Here is a 13,273-nt window from a genome sequence, read left to right as displayed (position 1 = left end):
ACGGCGAAAAACGCGATCAGAAACGATAGCCGAAGCCGAACATAAACACCCAGGGATCGAGACGAGTACTGATCTGATGTTGCTGGTCGCCGGTATTAAATTTAACGTCGGTATCGATATCCATCCACCACAGGGACGCATTCAGCAACCAGTTATTATCCAGGTTGTAGTCCAGCCCGGCCTGCGCCGCCACGCCCCACGAGTTTTTCAGGCTCAGATTGCTTAACCCCGCCTGCTTGCCGGTGTTGTTGAACTTCTCATCATAAAACAGGGTGTAATTGATGCCGACGCCCAGATACGGGCGCAGTTTGCTGTTGGCGTCGCCAAAATAGTATTGCGCCATCAGCGACGGCGGCAGATGATGCACTTCGGCGATATTACCGGTGCTTTCCAGCCCTACCCGGTGTCTGAACGGCGTGGCGGCCAGCAGCTCGACGCCGATATTATCGGTGACCAGATAGCTGAACGTCAGACCCAGTTGCGTATTGTTATCCACCTTAAACGAACCGAGCCCCAGTACGTTTTCCGACCCTTCGGTGGGCCGCACGGTTGCCGTTCCCATGCGGACGATCACATCCCCTGCCTGATGCGCCTGGACACCCGCGGGCAACACGCTTGCCGCTGCCAGTAAAACCAGCATTGCCTTTTTCATTATCCACTCCCTTTGTGCGGTTTAGGTGCGGCGAATATAACGATTTAACGGCAATATTGTTTTTAGCCGGATCACATCTTTTATTTTGTTTTGGTGTTTTTCGAAACGCATCAGGTTAGCCTAACTTATTAAAAATACAATAATTGATCTAAATCAAAAACAGCCTTTCCAGACGGAAGATGACGTACGGAAAATTCGATTGCGCACAACGTGTACTCAGGCGTAATTTCTCTGCGTGAATCCTGATTCAAACCGGTGGGCGGCGGGGTAATTAACATGATCGATATCGATAATCCGTGTATCTCGTGCGGCGCCTGTTGCGCGTGGTTCCGCGTTTCCTTTTACTGGGCCGAAACCCGCGACGGCGCCGGGACGGTCCCGCCCTCGCTGACGGAGCCGCTGACGCCTTTTTTATGCTGTATGAAAGGGACTAACAGCAAAACGCCGCGCTGCGAGGCGCTGCAGGGTGAAGTGGGTCATGCCACCCGCTGCTCGATTTATCACGATCGCCCCTCGCCCTGCCGGGAGTTTATGCAATCGGGCGTCAACGGGCTGATTAACGCCGCCTGCGACCGCGCACGCGCGCACTATGACCTGCCGCCGCTGCTCATTTTATCCTCTGCAGACAAAAATTTACCTTCGGAACGGGTCGAACCTCCCGCCGGCGGGGTGCTACATGCCGACATAACGGGTAGAATGGAGGGATAAGTATTTACTATCAGCCCGGGAGCATGCATGTCTATCACGGCCAGTACATTGTACCGTGACACAATGAATTTCACGCGTAATCAGTTGCCCAGCATTGTTCTGCTGGCGTTATTAAGCGCGTTTATTACCGTTATTCTTGGCCACGTCTTCGCGCCGGATAGCGAGCAACTGAGTCTGTTGAACGCCGATAGTCTGGCATCGACCTCGTCTCAGGAGCCGCAGGGGCTGCGGGCCATGATTGAAAGTATGACGCCCGAGCAGCAGGGCGTGTTGATAAGGGCCTCGTCCGCCAGCTTCTTTTCCGCGCTGTTCGGCAATGCGCTGCTGACCAGCGGTATTCTGATGCTGATCCAGATGGTATCGCGCGGCCAGCCCACCAGCGCCCTGCGCGCGGTCGGCGCGGCCGCGCCGCTGCTGCCGCGCCTGCTGCTGCTGATCTTTATCTGTACGCTCGTGGTGCAGCTGGGCACGATACTGTTGCTCATTCCCGGTATTCTGCTGGCAATTACCGTGAGCCTGGCGCCGGTGATCGCCGTGGCGGATAATAGCGGGGTGTTTCTCTCGCTGAAAACCAGCGGCAAACTGGTCTGGGCCAACGTACGGCTGGTGGCGCCGGCGGTGATCTTCTGGCTGCTGGCCAAAGTCGTCATTCTGGTGCTGGCCATGCGGTTGTCCATGTCATCGCCTACCGTGATGGGCATCGTTATCAACGCCATCAGCAACCTGGCGTCCGTCATTCTGTTGATCTATCTTTTCCGGCTGTATATGTTGCTGCGCAAGTAATGGCGCGCGAGCCTCGGCGTAGCCGGGGCTTCGCTTCCCGCATCGCTGATTCGTGCGACGGCGTTCCGGCAAGATGAAGTGTAAGGTTTTGCAAAACGCTGCATTCTTGCCGTTTATCAGCGATAATATTCGCCTGTACCGGCCAGTCGCGCAGCGGCTAGTCTGGCCGTCGATTATGACTCGTTACGTTACGGACCTCTTCCATGAAGCAATTTCTTGATTTCCTGCCACCGATCGTTTTCTTTGTCGTTTACAAGATGTACGACATTTATATCGCGTCCGGCGCGCTGATTGCCGCTACCGCCCTGACGCTGCTCTACAGCTGGATCAGATATCGCAAGGTAGGGAATGTAGCGATCGTCACCTTTGTGCTGGTGGCCGTTTTCGGCTCGCTGACCATAGCGTTACATAATGATGAATTCATTAAGTGGAAAGTAACCATCCTTTATACGCTGTTCGCCGTCGCCCTGTTATTCAGTCAACTGGTTCTGAAAAAAAACCTGATCCAAAAAATGCTGGATAAAGAGATTGTTCTGCCGGAGGCGATATGGCAAAAACTTAACGTTGCCTGGGCGCTGTTTTTCCTGTGCTGCGGCCTGCTGAACATTTATGTGGCGTTTTGGCTGTCGCAGGACACCTGGATGAATTTCAAATTGTTCGGTCTGGCCGGAATGACGCTGCTGTTCACCCTGGCGAGCGGCGCCTGCGTGTATCGTTATATCCCCACGCAGCAGGAAGAATCTAACGATAAAGGCAAAAACTGACCGGCGCTTACCCTGCCGATACCGACTATTGACGGATAAACATACACCGATGAGTAAAGACAACGCTCGACTGCCACAGGGCGAACTGGTGCTGCGCACGCTGGCTATGCCGGCCGACACCAATGCCAACGGCGATATTTTCGGCGGCTGGATTATGTCGCAGATGGATATTGGCGGCGCCATCCTGGCGAAAGAGATTGCCGAAGGCCGGGTGGTGACCGTGCGGGTTGACGGCATGACCTTCCTGAAACCGGTCGCCGTCGGAGACGTCGTGTGCTGCTACGCGCGCTGCGTAAAGACAGGACGCAGTTCGATCAATATCAATATTGAAGTGTGGGTAAAAAAGGTCTCCTCGGAGCCGATAGGTCAACGCTATCGGGCAACGGAGGCGCTGTTCACCTATGTAGCCGTCGACGACATGGGACGCTCGCGCGCGCTGCCGCCGGGGAAGGACCACCTGACGATGGATATCGATATCGGCTAACGCAAACCGGGCCTGGCCGCACGATGGGCCAGGCCCTTCTCTTCCGGGCTTACTCCACCACCGCGCCGCCGTTGATACGGAAGATAAAGGTGACGACCAGATCCTTACCCGGTTTTCCCATCTCGTAACGCCATTTACGCATCACCTGACGGATATCGCGCTCAAACATATTGCGCGGCTGAGCGGAAAGTACGCGCACATTGCCGACGCGGCCCGAATCATCCACATCGAACTGGATTTGCACTCGTCCTTCAATTCGCAGCGCAAAGGCGCGCGCCGGATACTGCGGTTCGGCCCGGTTGAGCGGACGCGGCCCGCTGGACGGCATACTGGCCGACGCGGCCGGCGCCTGACGGGCCGGCGCATTGTTAACGCTGCGCGTGGGCGCATCGCTGGTAAACGGCGCCGGCGTTTGTTTCTCAGGCCGGGTTTCGCGTTTCACCGGTTTGGGCTTCTCCACGTGCTTCCTCGGTTCCGGCCGGGGTTTCGGTTTCGGCTTAGGCTCCGGCAGCGGAATAGCGACGGGCTGAGGCAACGGTTCCGGCACGGGTTCAGGCTCCGGCACCGGTTCGGGCTCCGGCGGCGGCGCTTCAGGCTCAGCCGGTTCGGGCTCCGGTTTCGGCGCGTCTTCCGTAGCGGGCTTTGCCGCCGGGGCCGCTTCAAATTCAGCCGGATTCATCATCACCATACTGATGGGTTTGATCGACTGCGGTAGCTGAACCGACTGGTTAAAAGATGCATACAGCAAAGCCGCAATCACTGAACTATGTAAGCCAGCTGACAGCAGGAAAGGCCATGAAAAGCGGCGGGTTAATAACAACGTTTTCTGCGGCATAGTAATTTCGTTATCCTCTTACGCCGTCCAATTTTAAATGCAAATAGCAATCATATTCAATAACAACCGAACGTCTGGCGGATTTATTCCTTCTGCGAACGGTTTTTCCCTGCATTTCCCTGATCACAACGGCAGTTGCCCTGCCCGAACGATCGCGTATTATAGACTTTTTATCCTTATTAATGAGGTTTTTATGCTGTACGTGATCTATGCGGAAGATATCGCCGGAACGCAGGACAAACGCCAGGCCGCGCGCCCGGACCATTTAGCCAGGCTGCAGCAATTGCGCGATCAGGGACGCCTGCTGACCGCGGGCCCGATGCCGGCCGTAGACAGCAACGACCCAGGCAGTGCGGGATTCACCGGGTCAACGGTGATTGCCGAATTTGATTCGCTGGATGAAGCGAAGCGTTGGGCTGATGCCGATCCTTATGTCGCCGCCGGCGTTTATCAGCAGGTTATCGTTCGTCCGTACAAGAAAGTGTTCTAAATTTCCCCGCCGTGCCGGTTTGCGCCGGCATGTTTCATTCACTCGCGCCTGTCTGCCGTCACGGCTGAAATATATTAGTCATTTAAGCGTGTTAGCTTGATTCGTCCTCAGGTGATGGAGAACCAGCACATGTTTACTTTTTTGACATCGCGCATCCGTAATATCCTGCAGTCAATGCGCAGCCGCATGAGCATCCTTTCCGGCCTGCTGCTGATCATGGGGCTATTTTCCATCCTGCAGCTTTTTTCGGCGGGTGTAATTTCCAATACTATCACACAGCTTCAGCAAAATCTGCTGACCGATGCCCTGCTGCGCCAGCAGCAAACGCTGATGGATCAGGCACGTATGGAAGTCATGATCGCCAGCGACAAACTCAACCGCGCGGGCATTTATTTGATGGTCGATAAGGAGACCGGCTCGGAAGGCAGCTGGTATAGCCTGATGGATGAAGCCGAGGCTTCGCTGCGCCAGGCCGCCGCCTATTACGCCCAACTGGACGCGCTGCCCGCCGGAGAGGATGCCGCCGGACTGACGGCGCTGAAAAGCAGCTATCAGCAACTTTATGCCGGCCTGAACGAACTGGCTCAGGGACTGAAACAACAGCGCCAGATCGATATCTTTTTCGCCATTCCCCTGCAGGCGTTCCAGGACGCCTTTGCCGAAAAATACGCCAGCTACCTGCAAGAGACCGACGCGCAATTAAAACAGCACGGGCAGCAATTGCTGTCGTCGCTCGACGCCATTTACACCCTGTTCGTTACCATTCTTATCCTGCTCGCGCTGCTGTCGCTGCTGATATGGCGTGGGGTCAACCGGATGATCATCCGGCCGCTGCGTCACATTATCCAGCAGTTGCGGTTAATCGCCGCCGGCGATTTATCGCACAATATCCCGGACGCGGGCATGTGCACGCGGGAAATTCATCAGTTAACCCATAGCGTCGCCAGAATGCAGGCCGGACTTATCGCGTTGATCGGGCAGATACAGCTGGGGCTGGGCGCTATGCTCGACCAGGTCGACGACATCGCGCAGGATAATCAGCGGCTGTCCAGTCAGTCGAGCCAGCAGTCGCTGGAGTTAGAGGCCACGACCGGACATATCGTCCAGTTGAGCGAACACCTCGCGCAGCATACCCGGCATACCCGCCAGGCCAGCGAACACGCGGCGGAAACCAGCCGGATAGCCAGCCACGGAGAAGCGATGATGACGGATGTCCGGGCGGCGATGAACGATATCGCCGGCCACAGTAAAGCGATGACCTCCGCCATCGGACTCATCGAGAACGTGGCGTTTCAGACGCATATCCTGTCGCTCAACGCCGCCATCGAAGCGGCACATGCCGGAGAAAAAGGCCAGGGGTTCGCGGTGGTGGCGCGCGAAGTCGGTTCGCTGGCCTCGCAAAGCAGTCATTCGGCGCAAAACATCAATACGCTGATTAGCAATTCCGACAGCAGCGTGGTGCGCAGCAACGAGCGCGTCGTTCAGCTCAGCGACAGTCTGCGCGATATCATTGAGGCCGCCAGAGGAACCAGCGCGTTCCTGCACGAAATCGCCGAACTGTCCAGCCAGCAAAATCACAGCATTCAGGAAGTTTCCGACCGTATCAGCACGCTGAACGACAGCGTTCAGCAAAACGCCGCGCAGGTCGGAGAAGCCGCGCGCACCTTCCGCCATCTGCAGGATCAGACCCGACAGCTGCGCACCTCGGTGGACGCGTTTATCCTGCCAACGCCGGGGGCAGAGAATCAGAACGAGATAAATGGCAAGCCGGAACGGCTGTCGGCGCTTGTCGCGCAATAACCTGTCGTCAAAATAATTATTGCAACAGGGCGGTGAAGCAGCGACAAATTCGGCGACAACGAATTTGTCCAGCCAGCGGCTAACCCTCGCTGAGAGATCGGATGTTTCTCATTAAAGTGACCGGGATGAGCGACGACGCTGCCGACAACAGATTTGACCGCCGCCGGCGTCGGTCCCGCAAGGGTGAGTCTCATTAATGGAGCGCATGACCAAACCAACGCACCGGCAGCCTGAAGTATAACGGATATAAAAGAATAACGACCGCGCCGGCGGTCGTTATTCCAGGCGCGAAGATTAATCCGCTACCATTCGTAAGCTACCGAATATAACAACGAGCGTCGCTGCTGCTTTTGCAGCAAATAGCGGGCGCTGTGGATATGGCGATAACTACGCGATTGAGCCTCCAGCCAGCGCGTTTTGCGACGCTGCGCCTGGCGCAACATACGCCAGCGGCTCACTTCGTTCCTGCTACGTTTCATGAGACTACTCTTTTTCAACCACAGATTGCCGGCACATTATAAACTTCTCGTCGGCCGATGCCATGGAATGTTTAACCATACTAACCATGCGCCTACTATCGTATTCAGACTAAAGCAATTTCCCCTTTGTTAAAACTGTGCGTACACTCTGTATTAATGGTTTGCAGATCGGATCGCTCACGCCTTTATGACAACATTTTATACCGTGCTTAGCTGGCTACTGGTTTTCAGCTACTGGTTACTTATTGCCGGGGTCACCTTACGCATCCTGATGAAGCGGCGGACCGTGCCGTCGGCGATGGCCTGGCTGCTGGTCATATATATCCTGCCGCTGGTCGGTATCGTCGCCTATCTCTCTTTTGGCGAGCTGCATCTCGGCAAACGGCGAGCCGAACGGGCGAAAAAAATGTGGCCGTCGACGGCGGCCTGGCTGAATGAACTGAAGGGATGCCAGCGCATCTTCGCCACCGAAAACAGCGAAGTAGCCAGCGCGTTGTTTCAGCTATGCGAGCGGCGGCAGGGCATCGGCGGCGTAAAAGGCAATCAGCTGCAGTTACTGACCAATACCGACGATACCCTGAAGGCGCTAATCCGCGATATCAACCTCGCGCAGCACAATATTGAGATGGTGTTCTATATCTGGCAGGCCGGCGGGCTGGTCAACCAGCTTACCGACGCGTTGATTGCCGCGGCGCGGCGCGGCGTCCACTGCCGCATCATGCTTGATTCGGCGGGCAGCGCGCGCTTTTTCCGCGGCGCGCAGCCCGAACTGATGCGCAAAGCCGGTATCGAAGTGGTCGAGGCGCTGCAGGTTAACCTGTTCCGCGCCTTTCTGCGCCGAATGGATCTGCGCCAGCATCGCAAAATGGTTCTGGTCGATAACCGCATCGCCTATACCGGCAGTATGAACATGGTCGATCCGCGCTACTTTAAGCAGGATTCCGGCGTCGGTCAGTGGATTGACATGATGGCGCGCATTGAAGGACCGGCCGCCACCACGATGGGCATCATTTATTGCTGCGACTGGGAGATCGAAACCGGCAAGCGTCTGCTGCCGCCGCCGCCGGACGTCAACCTGATGCCGTTTGAGCAGGAGCGCGGGCACACTATCCAGATGATCGCCTCCGGCCCCGGCTATCCGGAAGAGATGATCCATCAGGCGCTGTTGACCGCGGTATACGCCGCGCACGAACAGTTGATTATGACCACCCCCTACTTTGTGCCCAGCGACGATCTACTGCACGCCATCTGCACCGCCGCGCAGCGCGGGGTCGACGTCAGTATCATCGTGCCGCGTAAAAACGACTCGATGCTGGTGGACTGGGCCAGCCGCGCGTTCTTCGCCGAACTGCTGGACGCCGGGGTAAAAATTTACCAGTTCGAGGGGGGGCTGCTGCACAGCAAAAGCGTGCTGGTCGACGGACAGTTGAGTCTGGTCGGCACGGTCAATCTCGATATGCGCAGCCTGTGGCTGAACTTCGAAATTACCCTGGTGATTGACGATGACGGCTTCGGCAGCGATTTGGCCTGCGTACAGGAAGACTATATCGCCCGTTCGCGCCTGCTGGACGCTGAAAAATGGCAAAACCGGCCTTACTGGCAACGCATCGTCGAGCGTCTGTTTTACTTTTTCAGTCCGCTGCTATAAATAGCGGCCGCCCCGTGTTCTAATAACGCTATCGTGCATCACGTACCGTGTTAACAGGAATGTTTTATGGATCTCAATAATCGTCTGAGCGAAGACGAAACGCTGGAACAGGCTTACGATATTTTCCTTGAGCTCGCCCCCGATAATCTCGACCCGGCCGATATCCTGCTGTTCAATCTGCAGTTTGAAGAGCGCGGCGGCGCCGAACTGTTCGATCCGGGCGAGGACTGGCAGGAGCACGTCGATATCGACCTCAACCCGGATTTTTTCGCCGAAGTGGTGATCGGACTGGCGGAGAAAGACGGCGACGATCTGACCGACATTTTCGCACGGATGTTGATTTGCCGGGAGAAAGACCACAAGCTGTGCCATATCCTGTGGAAAGAGTGAACTGACGCAGCCCTGCCTGAGCGACGCCGGTTAGCGAACGGCCGCTGACGGCCTGCGGCGCGCTACATCCCCTACCCGCTTTATTATGCTTACGCGGCTACGCTTTCAGACAGGCGACCGCGTGCTCCTCGTTGCCTTGCAGCTGCGGACTCTCGCGGGCGCACTCCGGCCCGGCGATCGGGCAGCGCGTGCGAAACACGCAACCTGACGGCGGATCGATCGGCGACGGCAACTCCCCCGTCAGCGACAGGCTGCTCTTCGCTTTCTCTTTATCGGGATCGGGAATGGGCACCGCCGCCATCAACGCCTGGGTATAAGGGTGACGGGGCGCGCGGTAAATCGCTTCGCGACTGCCCAGCTCTACGGCGCGGCCCAGATACATCACCAGGACCCGATCGGCGATATGCCTGACCACCGCCAGATCGTGCGCGATAAAAATCAGCGACAGGCCCATTTCGCACTGCAGCTGACGCAGCAGAGTGACCACCTGCGCCTGAATCGACACATCCAGCGCCGATACCGGCTCATCGCAGATAATCAGTCTGGGTTCCGGGATCAGCGCGCGCGCGATGCCGATACGCTGACACTGGCCGCCGGAAAATTCGTGCGGATAGCGGTTAATCTGGTCGGGCAGCAGGCCGACTTTCACCATCACCTCCTGTACCCGCGCTTTGATTTGCGCGCGGGATAGCTGCGGGCTCCATGTATGCAGCGGCTCGGCGATAATCTCGCCCACCGTCATACGCGGGTTGAGCGACCCCAGCGGATCCTGAAAGATCATCTGAATCTCGCGTCGGACATCGCGCCACTGACGATCGTTGATTGATCGCAAATCCCTCCCCAGCCAGGCCAGCCGACCGCCGCTCGCCTTCACCAGCCCGATGATGGCGCGGGCCAGGGTGGACTTTCCGCAGCCCGATTCGCCCACCACGCCCAGCGTTTCTCCTGCACATAGCTGCAGAGAGAGCCCTTCGACGGCCTGCAGCGTTTTTGCCGGCTGCCACGGCCACTGACGGGTATCCCTGACGGCAAAGCGGACGCAGAGATCCTCAATATCCAGCAAAACGTTTTTTTGCCCAAACGATGTCACCGGCACTCCTCCACTTGTTTATGGCAGGCGCGCAGGCGCCCTGCGCCAAAGTCGCGCAGCGGCGGCGCCTCATCGCATTGCGCCATCGCATGCGGGCAGCGCGGTTTAAAAGGACAGCCGGCCGTCAGATGCAGCAGATTCGGCGGATTGCCCGCGATAGCGGTCAGACGCCCCATCGCGTCGTCCAGCCGCGGCACCGCGTTGAGCAAACCGATAGCGTAAGGGTGCGACGGACGATAAAAAATTTCGGCCGTCGGCCCATACTCCATGGTTCTGCCCGCATACATCACCAGTACCTTGTCGCAACTGCCGGCCACCACGCCGAGATCGTGCGTGATCAGGATAATCGCCGTATTAAACTCGCGCTTCAGCTCATTGAGCAACGCCATAATCTGCGCCTGCACCGTCACATCCAGCGCCGTGGTCGGTTCATCGGCAATCAGCAGCCGGGGATGACACAACAGCGACATAGCGATCATCACCCGCTGGCACATACCGCCGGAAAACTCATGCGGATACATACGCATGCGCTTACGCGCCTCCGGCATTCTGACCGCATCCAGCATCCGCACCGCCTCCGCGAAGGCATCGCGCTTACTCAGCCGGCGATGCAACATCAACACTTCCATCAACTGGTCGCCCACGCGCAGCCAGGGATTCAGCGCGGTCATCGGATCCTGAAAAATCATGGCGATTTCCCGCGCGCGCAGCTGATTGATCTGACGCTCCGGCAGATTGAGAATCTGCCGTCCGTCAAAGCGCGCCGAACCGCTTATCCGTCCGTTAGCCGCCAGCAATCCCATCAGCGCGTAGGCGGTCTGCGACTTTCCCGAGCCGGATTCGCCCACGATCCCCAGCGTTTCACCGCGTTCAAGCGTGAAGCTCAGCGCATTTACCGCGGTTACCTCGCCTTCCGGCGTGGCGAAGCTGACCTGCAGCCCGCTGACATCGAGCAACGGCGGCGCAACCCCCGGCGCCCCGCTCATCGTCCGCCTCCCGCTCGATCTTTCGGATCGAGCGCATCGCGCAGTCCGTCGCCGATAAAATTAAAGCAAAACAGGGTCGCCACCAGAAAGGCGGACGGAAACAGCAGCAGCCAGACGGCCACCTCCATCGAGTTGGCGCCGTCATTCAGCAGCGTTCCCCAACTGCTCAACGGCTCCTGGGTTCCCAGCCCAAGAAAGCTGAGAAACGACTCAAACAGGATCATGCCCGGCACCAGCAGAGAAGCATAGACCACCACCACGCCCAGCACGTTCGGCACGATATGGCGCAATACAATGCGCGGCGTGGAAGCGCCGCTTACCCGCGCCGCCTCAATAAATGCCTTACGCCGCAGGCTTAGCGTCTGCCCGCGCACAATCCGCGCCATATCCAGCCAGGACACCGTGCCGATGGCGATAAAAATCAGCAGCATATTCTGCCCGAACAGCGTAACCAGCAGGATGACGAAAAACATAAAGGGGAATGAATTGAGGATTTCCAGCACCCGCATCAGCAGGGCATCGGCCATCCCGCCCAGGTAACCGGCTATCGCGCCGTACAGCGTGCCGATAAACACCGCGACCAGCGCCGCCGCCAGCCCCACCAGCAGCGAAATGCGCCCGCCGATCGCCACCCGCACCATCAGATCGCGGCCCGAAGAATCGGTGCCGAAGTAGTGGCCCGAAGCGAAATCCGGCGGCATCGACATCATGGCGAAATCCGTATCGGCATAGTCAAACGGCGACAACAGCGGCGCGGCGATTACAAACAGTACGATGCCGGACAATATCAACAGGCTGGCCAACGCGGCGCGGTTGCGCATGAAGCGACGACGCGCGTCCTGCCACAGACTGCGTCCCGCAATATCCAGGCTATCGCTAACATGAGCCAGCACGTCTCCGTTTCGTTTTAACCACAGCATGGCGAGCTCCCGCGCTAATAGCGAATTTTAGGGTCAATCACGGCATACAGCACATCGACCACGATATTAAACAAAATGGTCAACGTCCCCACCAGAATCGTCAGGCTCAATACCAGCGCATAATCCCGGTTGAGCGCGCCGATAACAAACAGCTGCCCGATGCCGGGCAAACCGAAGATGGTTTCAATCACCATAGACCCGGTGATAATACCGACAAAGGCCGGCCCCATCCAGGACAGGACCGGCAACAGGGCCGGACGCAGCGCGTGGCGCAAAACGATACGCCGCATCGGCAGTCCCCGGGCGCGCGCCGCGCGAATAAAACCGGCGTTCAGCACCTCGATCATCGAACCGCGCATAATGCGGGCGATACTGGCGATATAGGTCAGCGACAGCGCGCACATCGGCAGCAAAATATACTGCGGCGCGCCGCCGTTCCAGCCTCCGCCTGGCAACCAGTCGAGCTGAATGGCGAAAATAAGCACCAGCAGAGGCGCCACCACAAAACCGGGGATCACCACGCCGGTCATCGCCAGCCCCATCACCGCATAGTCCCAGACGCTGTTTTGCCTTAGCGCCGCGACGATCCCGGCGCCAATGCCCAACACGACCGCCAACGCAAACGCCGCCAGTCCCAGCTTAGCCGAGACCGGGAAGGCGCCGGAGACCAGTTCATTGACCGAGTAATCTTTGTATTTGAACGACGGACCGAAATCACCGTGCGCCAGCTGTAACAGGTAATGGCCGTACTGTTTCAGAATGGGATCGTTAAGATGGTATTTGGCTTCGATATTCGCCATCACCTGCGCCGGCAAATTCCGCTCGCCGCTAAACGGGCTGCCGGGCGCGAAGCGCATCATAAAAAATGAGAGGGTAATCAGCACAAACAGCGTTGGGATCGCTTCCAGACAGCGCCGCAGAATAAATTTTAACATCACCATACCTCAACAACCGAGCGCCAGTATTGCCGCCTGCCGCCGCGCAATCCGGGATAAGAAGACACAGTCTATCAGCGTTTCGCGTAGCGAATCAGCCCGCGCGGTTTAACGATCCAATGCTCTTCGCCGCGTATCGCCCGTATCCGCTCACGCTCGGCTCGCAAACGTGGAAACGCCGCCACCGTCTGCGTCCGATGAGCGCTCACCGCCGCGAATGGCGTTGTTCAACGCGGCCATCCTGCACAGAGAATAGCGATATTTTTTTCATGACTATGATATCGTTCATATTATCCTCCGCCATTTTCT

General features: G+C 57.6%; 15 protein-coding genes. 8 read left to right on the top strand and 7 right to left on the bottom strand.

Annotated elements, in window-relative coordinates:
* Positions 1-16: 16 nt before the first annotated feature.
* Complete coding sequence (ompW, locus tag FJU30_RS05960) at positions 17-652, bottom strand: outer membrane protein OmpW (protein WP_150434068.1); 636 nt, start codon at positions 650-652, stop codon at positions 17-19.
* A 276-nt stretch (positions 653-928) separates the two neighbouring features.
* On the opposite strand from ompW, the gene FJU30_RS05955 reads away from it, so the two are divergent.
* The 4 genes from FJU30_RS05955 to yciA all read left to right on the top strand — a co-directional run bounded on the left by FJU30_RS05955 (position 929) and on the right by yciA (position 3,391).
* Positions 929-1,360 (top strand): YkgJ family cysteine cluster protein, encoded by a 432-nt coding sequence (locus tag FJU30_RS05955; protein ID WP_150434067.1) that lies wholly within the window; start codon positions 929-931, stop codon positions 1,358-1,360.
* Positions 1,361-1,387: 27 nt separating this feature from the next.
* Positions 1,388-2,143 (top strand): YciC family protein, encoded by a 756-nt coding sequence (locus FJU30_RS05950; protein ID WP_150434066.1) that lies wholly within the window; start codon positions 1,388-1,390, stop codon positions 2,141-2,143.
* Between the two features lie 203 nt (positions 2,144-2,346).
* Positions 2,347-2,907 carry a septation protein A gene (locus FJU30_RS05945; RefSeq protein WP_150434065.1) on the top strand — a complete coding sequence of 187 codons (561 nt, stop codon included), beginning with the start codon at positions 2,347-2,349 and terminating at the stop codon, positions 2,905-2,907.
* A gap of 49 nt (positions 2,908-2,956) precedes the next feature.
* A complete protein-coding gene (gene yciA, locus FJU30_RS05940) occupies positions 2,957-3,391 on the top strand; it encodes an acyl-CoA thioester hydrolase YciA (protein WP_150434064.1) in 435 nt (144 codons plus the stop codon).
* Between the two features lie 49 nt (positions 3,392-3,440).
* On the opposite strand, the gene tonB is transcribed toward yciA, so the two are convergent.
* The gene (gene tonB, locus FJU30_RS05935) at positions 3,441-4,226 is read right to left on the bottom strand and encodes a TonB system transport protein TonB (RefSeq protein ID WP_150434063.1); all 786 of its coding nucleotides are present in this window, start codon (positions 4,224-4,226) and stop codon (positions 3,441-3,443) included.
* 193 nt (positions 4,227-4,419) lie between these two features.
* On the opposite strand from tonB, the gene FJU30_RS05930 reads away from it, so the two are divergent.
* Positions 4,420-4,716: a YciI family protein gene (locus FJU30_RS05930; protein ID WP_150434062.1), complete on the top strand. Its 297-nt coding sequence runs from the start codon at positions 4,420-4,422 to the stop codon at positions 4,714-4,716.
* 129 nt (positions 4,717-4,845) lie between these two features.
* Entirely contained in the window at positions 4,846-6,516 is a 1,671-nt protein-coding gene (locus FJU30_RS05925) for a Tar ligand binding domain-containing protein (protein ID WP_150434061.1), read from the top strand.
* Between the two features lie 302 nt (positions 6,517-6,818).
* Here the strand turns inward: FJU30_RS05925 and FJU30_RS05920 are convergent, their stop codons facing one another.
* A complete protein-coding gene (locus FJU30_RS05920; RefSeq protein WP_150434060.1) occupies positions 6,819-6,995 on the bottom strand; it encodes a YciY family protein in 177 nt (58 codons plus the stop codon).
* Between the two features lie 187 nt (positions 6,996-7,182).
* On the opposite strand from FJU30_RS05920, the gene cls reads away from it, so the two are divergent.
* The gene (gene cls, locus FJU30_RS05915; RefSeq protein ID WP_150434059.1) at positions 7,183-8,643 is read left to right on the top strand and encodes a cardiolipin synthase; all 1,461 of its coding nucleotides are present in this window, start codon (positions 7,183-7,185) and stop codon (positions 8,641-8,643) included.
* 66 nt (positions 8,644-8,709) lie between these two features.
* The gene (locus tag FJU30_RS05910) at positions 8,710-9,033 is read left to right on the top strand and encodes an HI1450 family dsDNA-mimic protein (RefSeq protein ID WP_150434058.1); all 324 of its coding nucleotides are present in this window, start codon (positions 8,710-8,712) and stop codon (positions 9,031-9,033) included.
* Between the two features lie 97 nt (positions 9,034-9,130).
* Here FJU30_RS05910 and oppF read toward each other — a convergent pair whose 3' ends face one another.
* From oppF to oppB, 4 genes are read right to left on the bottom strand one after another with little or no spacing between them, the layout of a single operon-like run.
* Positions 9,131-10,123, bottom strand: a complete 993-nt coding sequence (oppF, locus tag FJU30_RS05905) for a murein tripeptide/oligopeptide ABC transporter ATP binding protein OppF (protein WP_317984036.1) — start codon at positions 10,121-10,123, stop codon at positions 9,131-9,133.
* A complete protein-coding gene (gene oppD / locus FJU30_RS05900; RefSeq protein ID WP_150434056.1) occupies positions 10,120-11,109 on the bottom strand; it encodes an oligopeptide ABC transporter ATP-binding protein OppD in 990 nt (329 codons plus the stop codon). Before oppD ends, oppF begins: the two co-directional genes overlap by 4 nt.
* The gene (gene oppC, locus FJU30_RS05895) at positions 11,106-12,029 is read right to left on the bottom strand and encodes an oligopeptide ABC transporter permease OppC (RefSeq protein WP_150434055.1); all 924 of its coding nucleotides are present in this window, start codon (positions 12,027-12,029) and stop codon (positions 11,106-11,108) included. Before oppC ends, oppD begins: the two co-directional genes overlap by 4 nt.
* 14 nt (positions 12,030-12,043) lie before the next feature.
* The gene (gene oppB, locus FJU30_RS05890) at positions 12,044-12,964 is read right to left on the bottom strand and encodes an oligopeptide ABC transporter permease OppB (RefSeq protein ID WP_150434054.1); all 921 of its coding nucleotides are present in this window, start codon (positions 12,962-12,964) and stop codon (positions 12,044-12,046) included.
* Positions 12,965-13,273 lie beyond the last annotated feature (309 nt).

This window comes from Affinibrenneria salicis, from assembly GCF_008710095.1.
Note: the sequence above shows the minus strand (reverse complement) of the source record. Positions and strands in the feature narration are given on the sequence as shown.

Excerpts from the sequence above, each read along its gene's own strand:
- ompW (WP_150434068.1), bottom strand. The coding sequence starts at position 652 with ATGAAAAAGGCAATGCTGGTTTTACTGGCAGCGGCAAGCGTGTTGCCC.
- FJU30_RS05955 (WP_150434067.1), top strand. The coding sequence starts at position 929 with ATGATCGATATCGATAATCCGTGTATCTCGTGCGGCGCCTGTTGCGCG.
- FJU30_RS05950 (WP_150434066.1), top strand. The coding sequence starts at position 1,388 with ATGTCTATCACGGCCAGTACATTGTACCGTGACACAATGAATTTCACG.
- FJU30_RS05945 (WP_150434065.1), top strand. The coding sequence starts at position 2,347 with ATGAAGCAATTTCTTGATTTCCTGCCACCGATCGTTTTCTTTGTCGTT.
- yciA (WP_150434064.1), top strand. The coding sequence starts at position 2,957 with ATGAGTAAAGACAACGCTCGACTGCCACAGGGCGAACTGGTGCTGCGC.
- tonB (WP_150434063.1), bottom strand. The coding sequence starts at position 4,226 with ATGCCGCAGAAAACGTTGTTATTAACCCGCCGCTTTTCATGGCCTTTC.
- FJU30_RS05930 (WP_150434062.1), top strand. The coding sequence starts at position 4,420 with ATGCTGTACGTGATCTATGCGGAAGATATCGCCGGAACGCAGGACAAA.
- FJU30_RS05925 (WP_150434061.1), top strand. The coding sequence starts at position 4,846 with ATGTTTACTTTTTTGACATCGCGCATCCGTAATATCCTGCAGTCAATG.
- FJU30_RS05920 (WP_150434060.1), bottom strand. The coding sequence starts at position 6,995 with ATGAAACGTAGCAGGAACGAAGTGAGCCGCTGGCGTATGTTGCGCCAG.
- cls (WP_150434059.1), top strand. The coding sequence starts at position 7,183 with ATGACAACATTTTATACCGTGCTTAGCTGGCTACTGGTTTTCAGCTAC.
- FJU30_RS05910 (WP_150434058.1), top strand. The coding sequence starts at position 8,710 with ATGGATCTCAATAATCGTCTGAGCGAAGACGAAACGCTGGAACAGGCT.
- oppD (WP_150434056.1), bottom strand. The coding sequence starts at position 11,109 with ATGAGCGGGGCGCCGGGGGTTGCGCCGCCGTTGCTCGATGTCAGCGGG.
- oppC (WP_150434055.1), bottom strand. The coding sequence starts at position 12,029 with ATGCTGTGGTTAAAACGAAACGGAGACGTGCTGGCTCATGTTAGCGAT.
- oppB (WP_150434054.1), bottom strand. The coding sequence starts at position 12,964 with ATGTTAAAATTTATTCTGCGGCGCTGTCTGGAAGCGATCCCAACGCTG.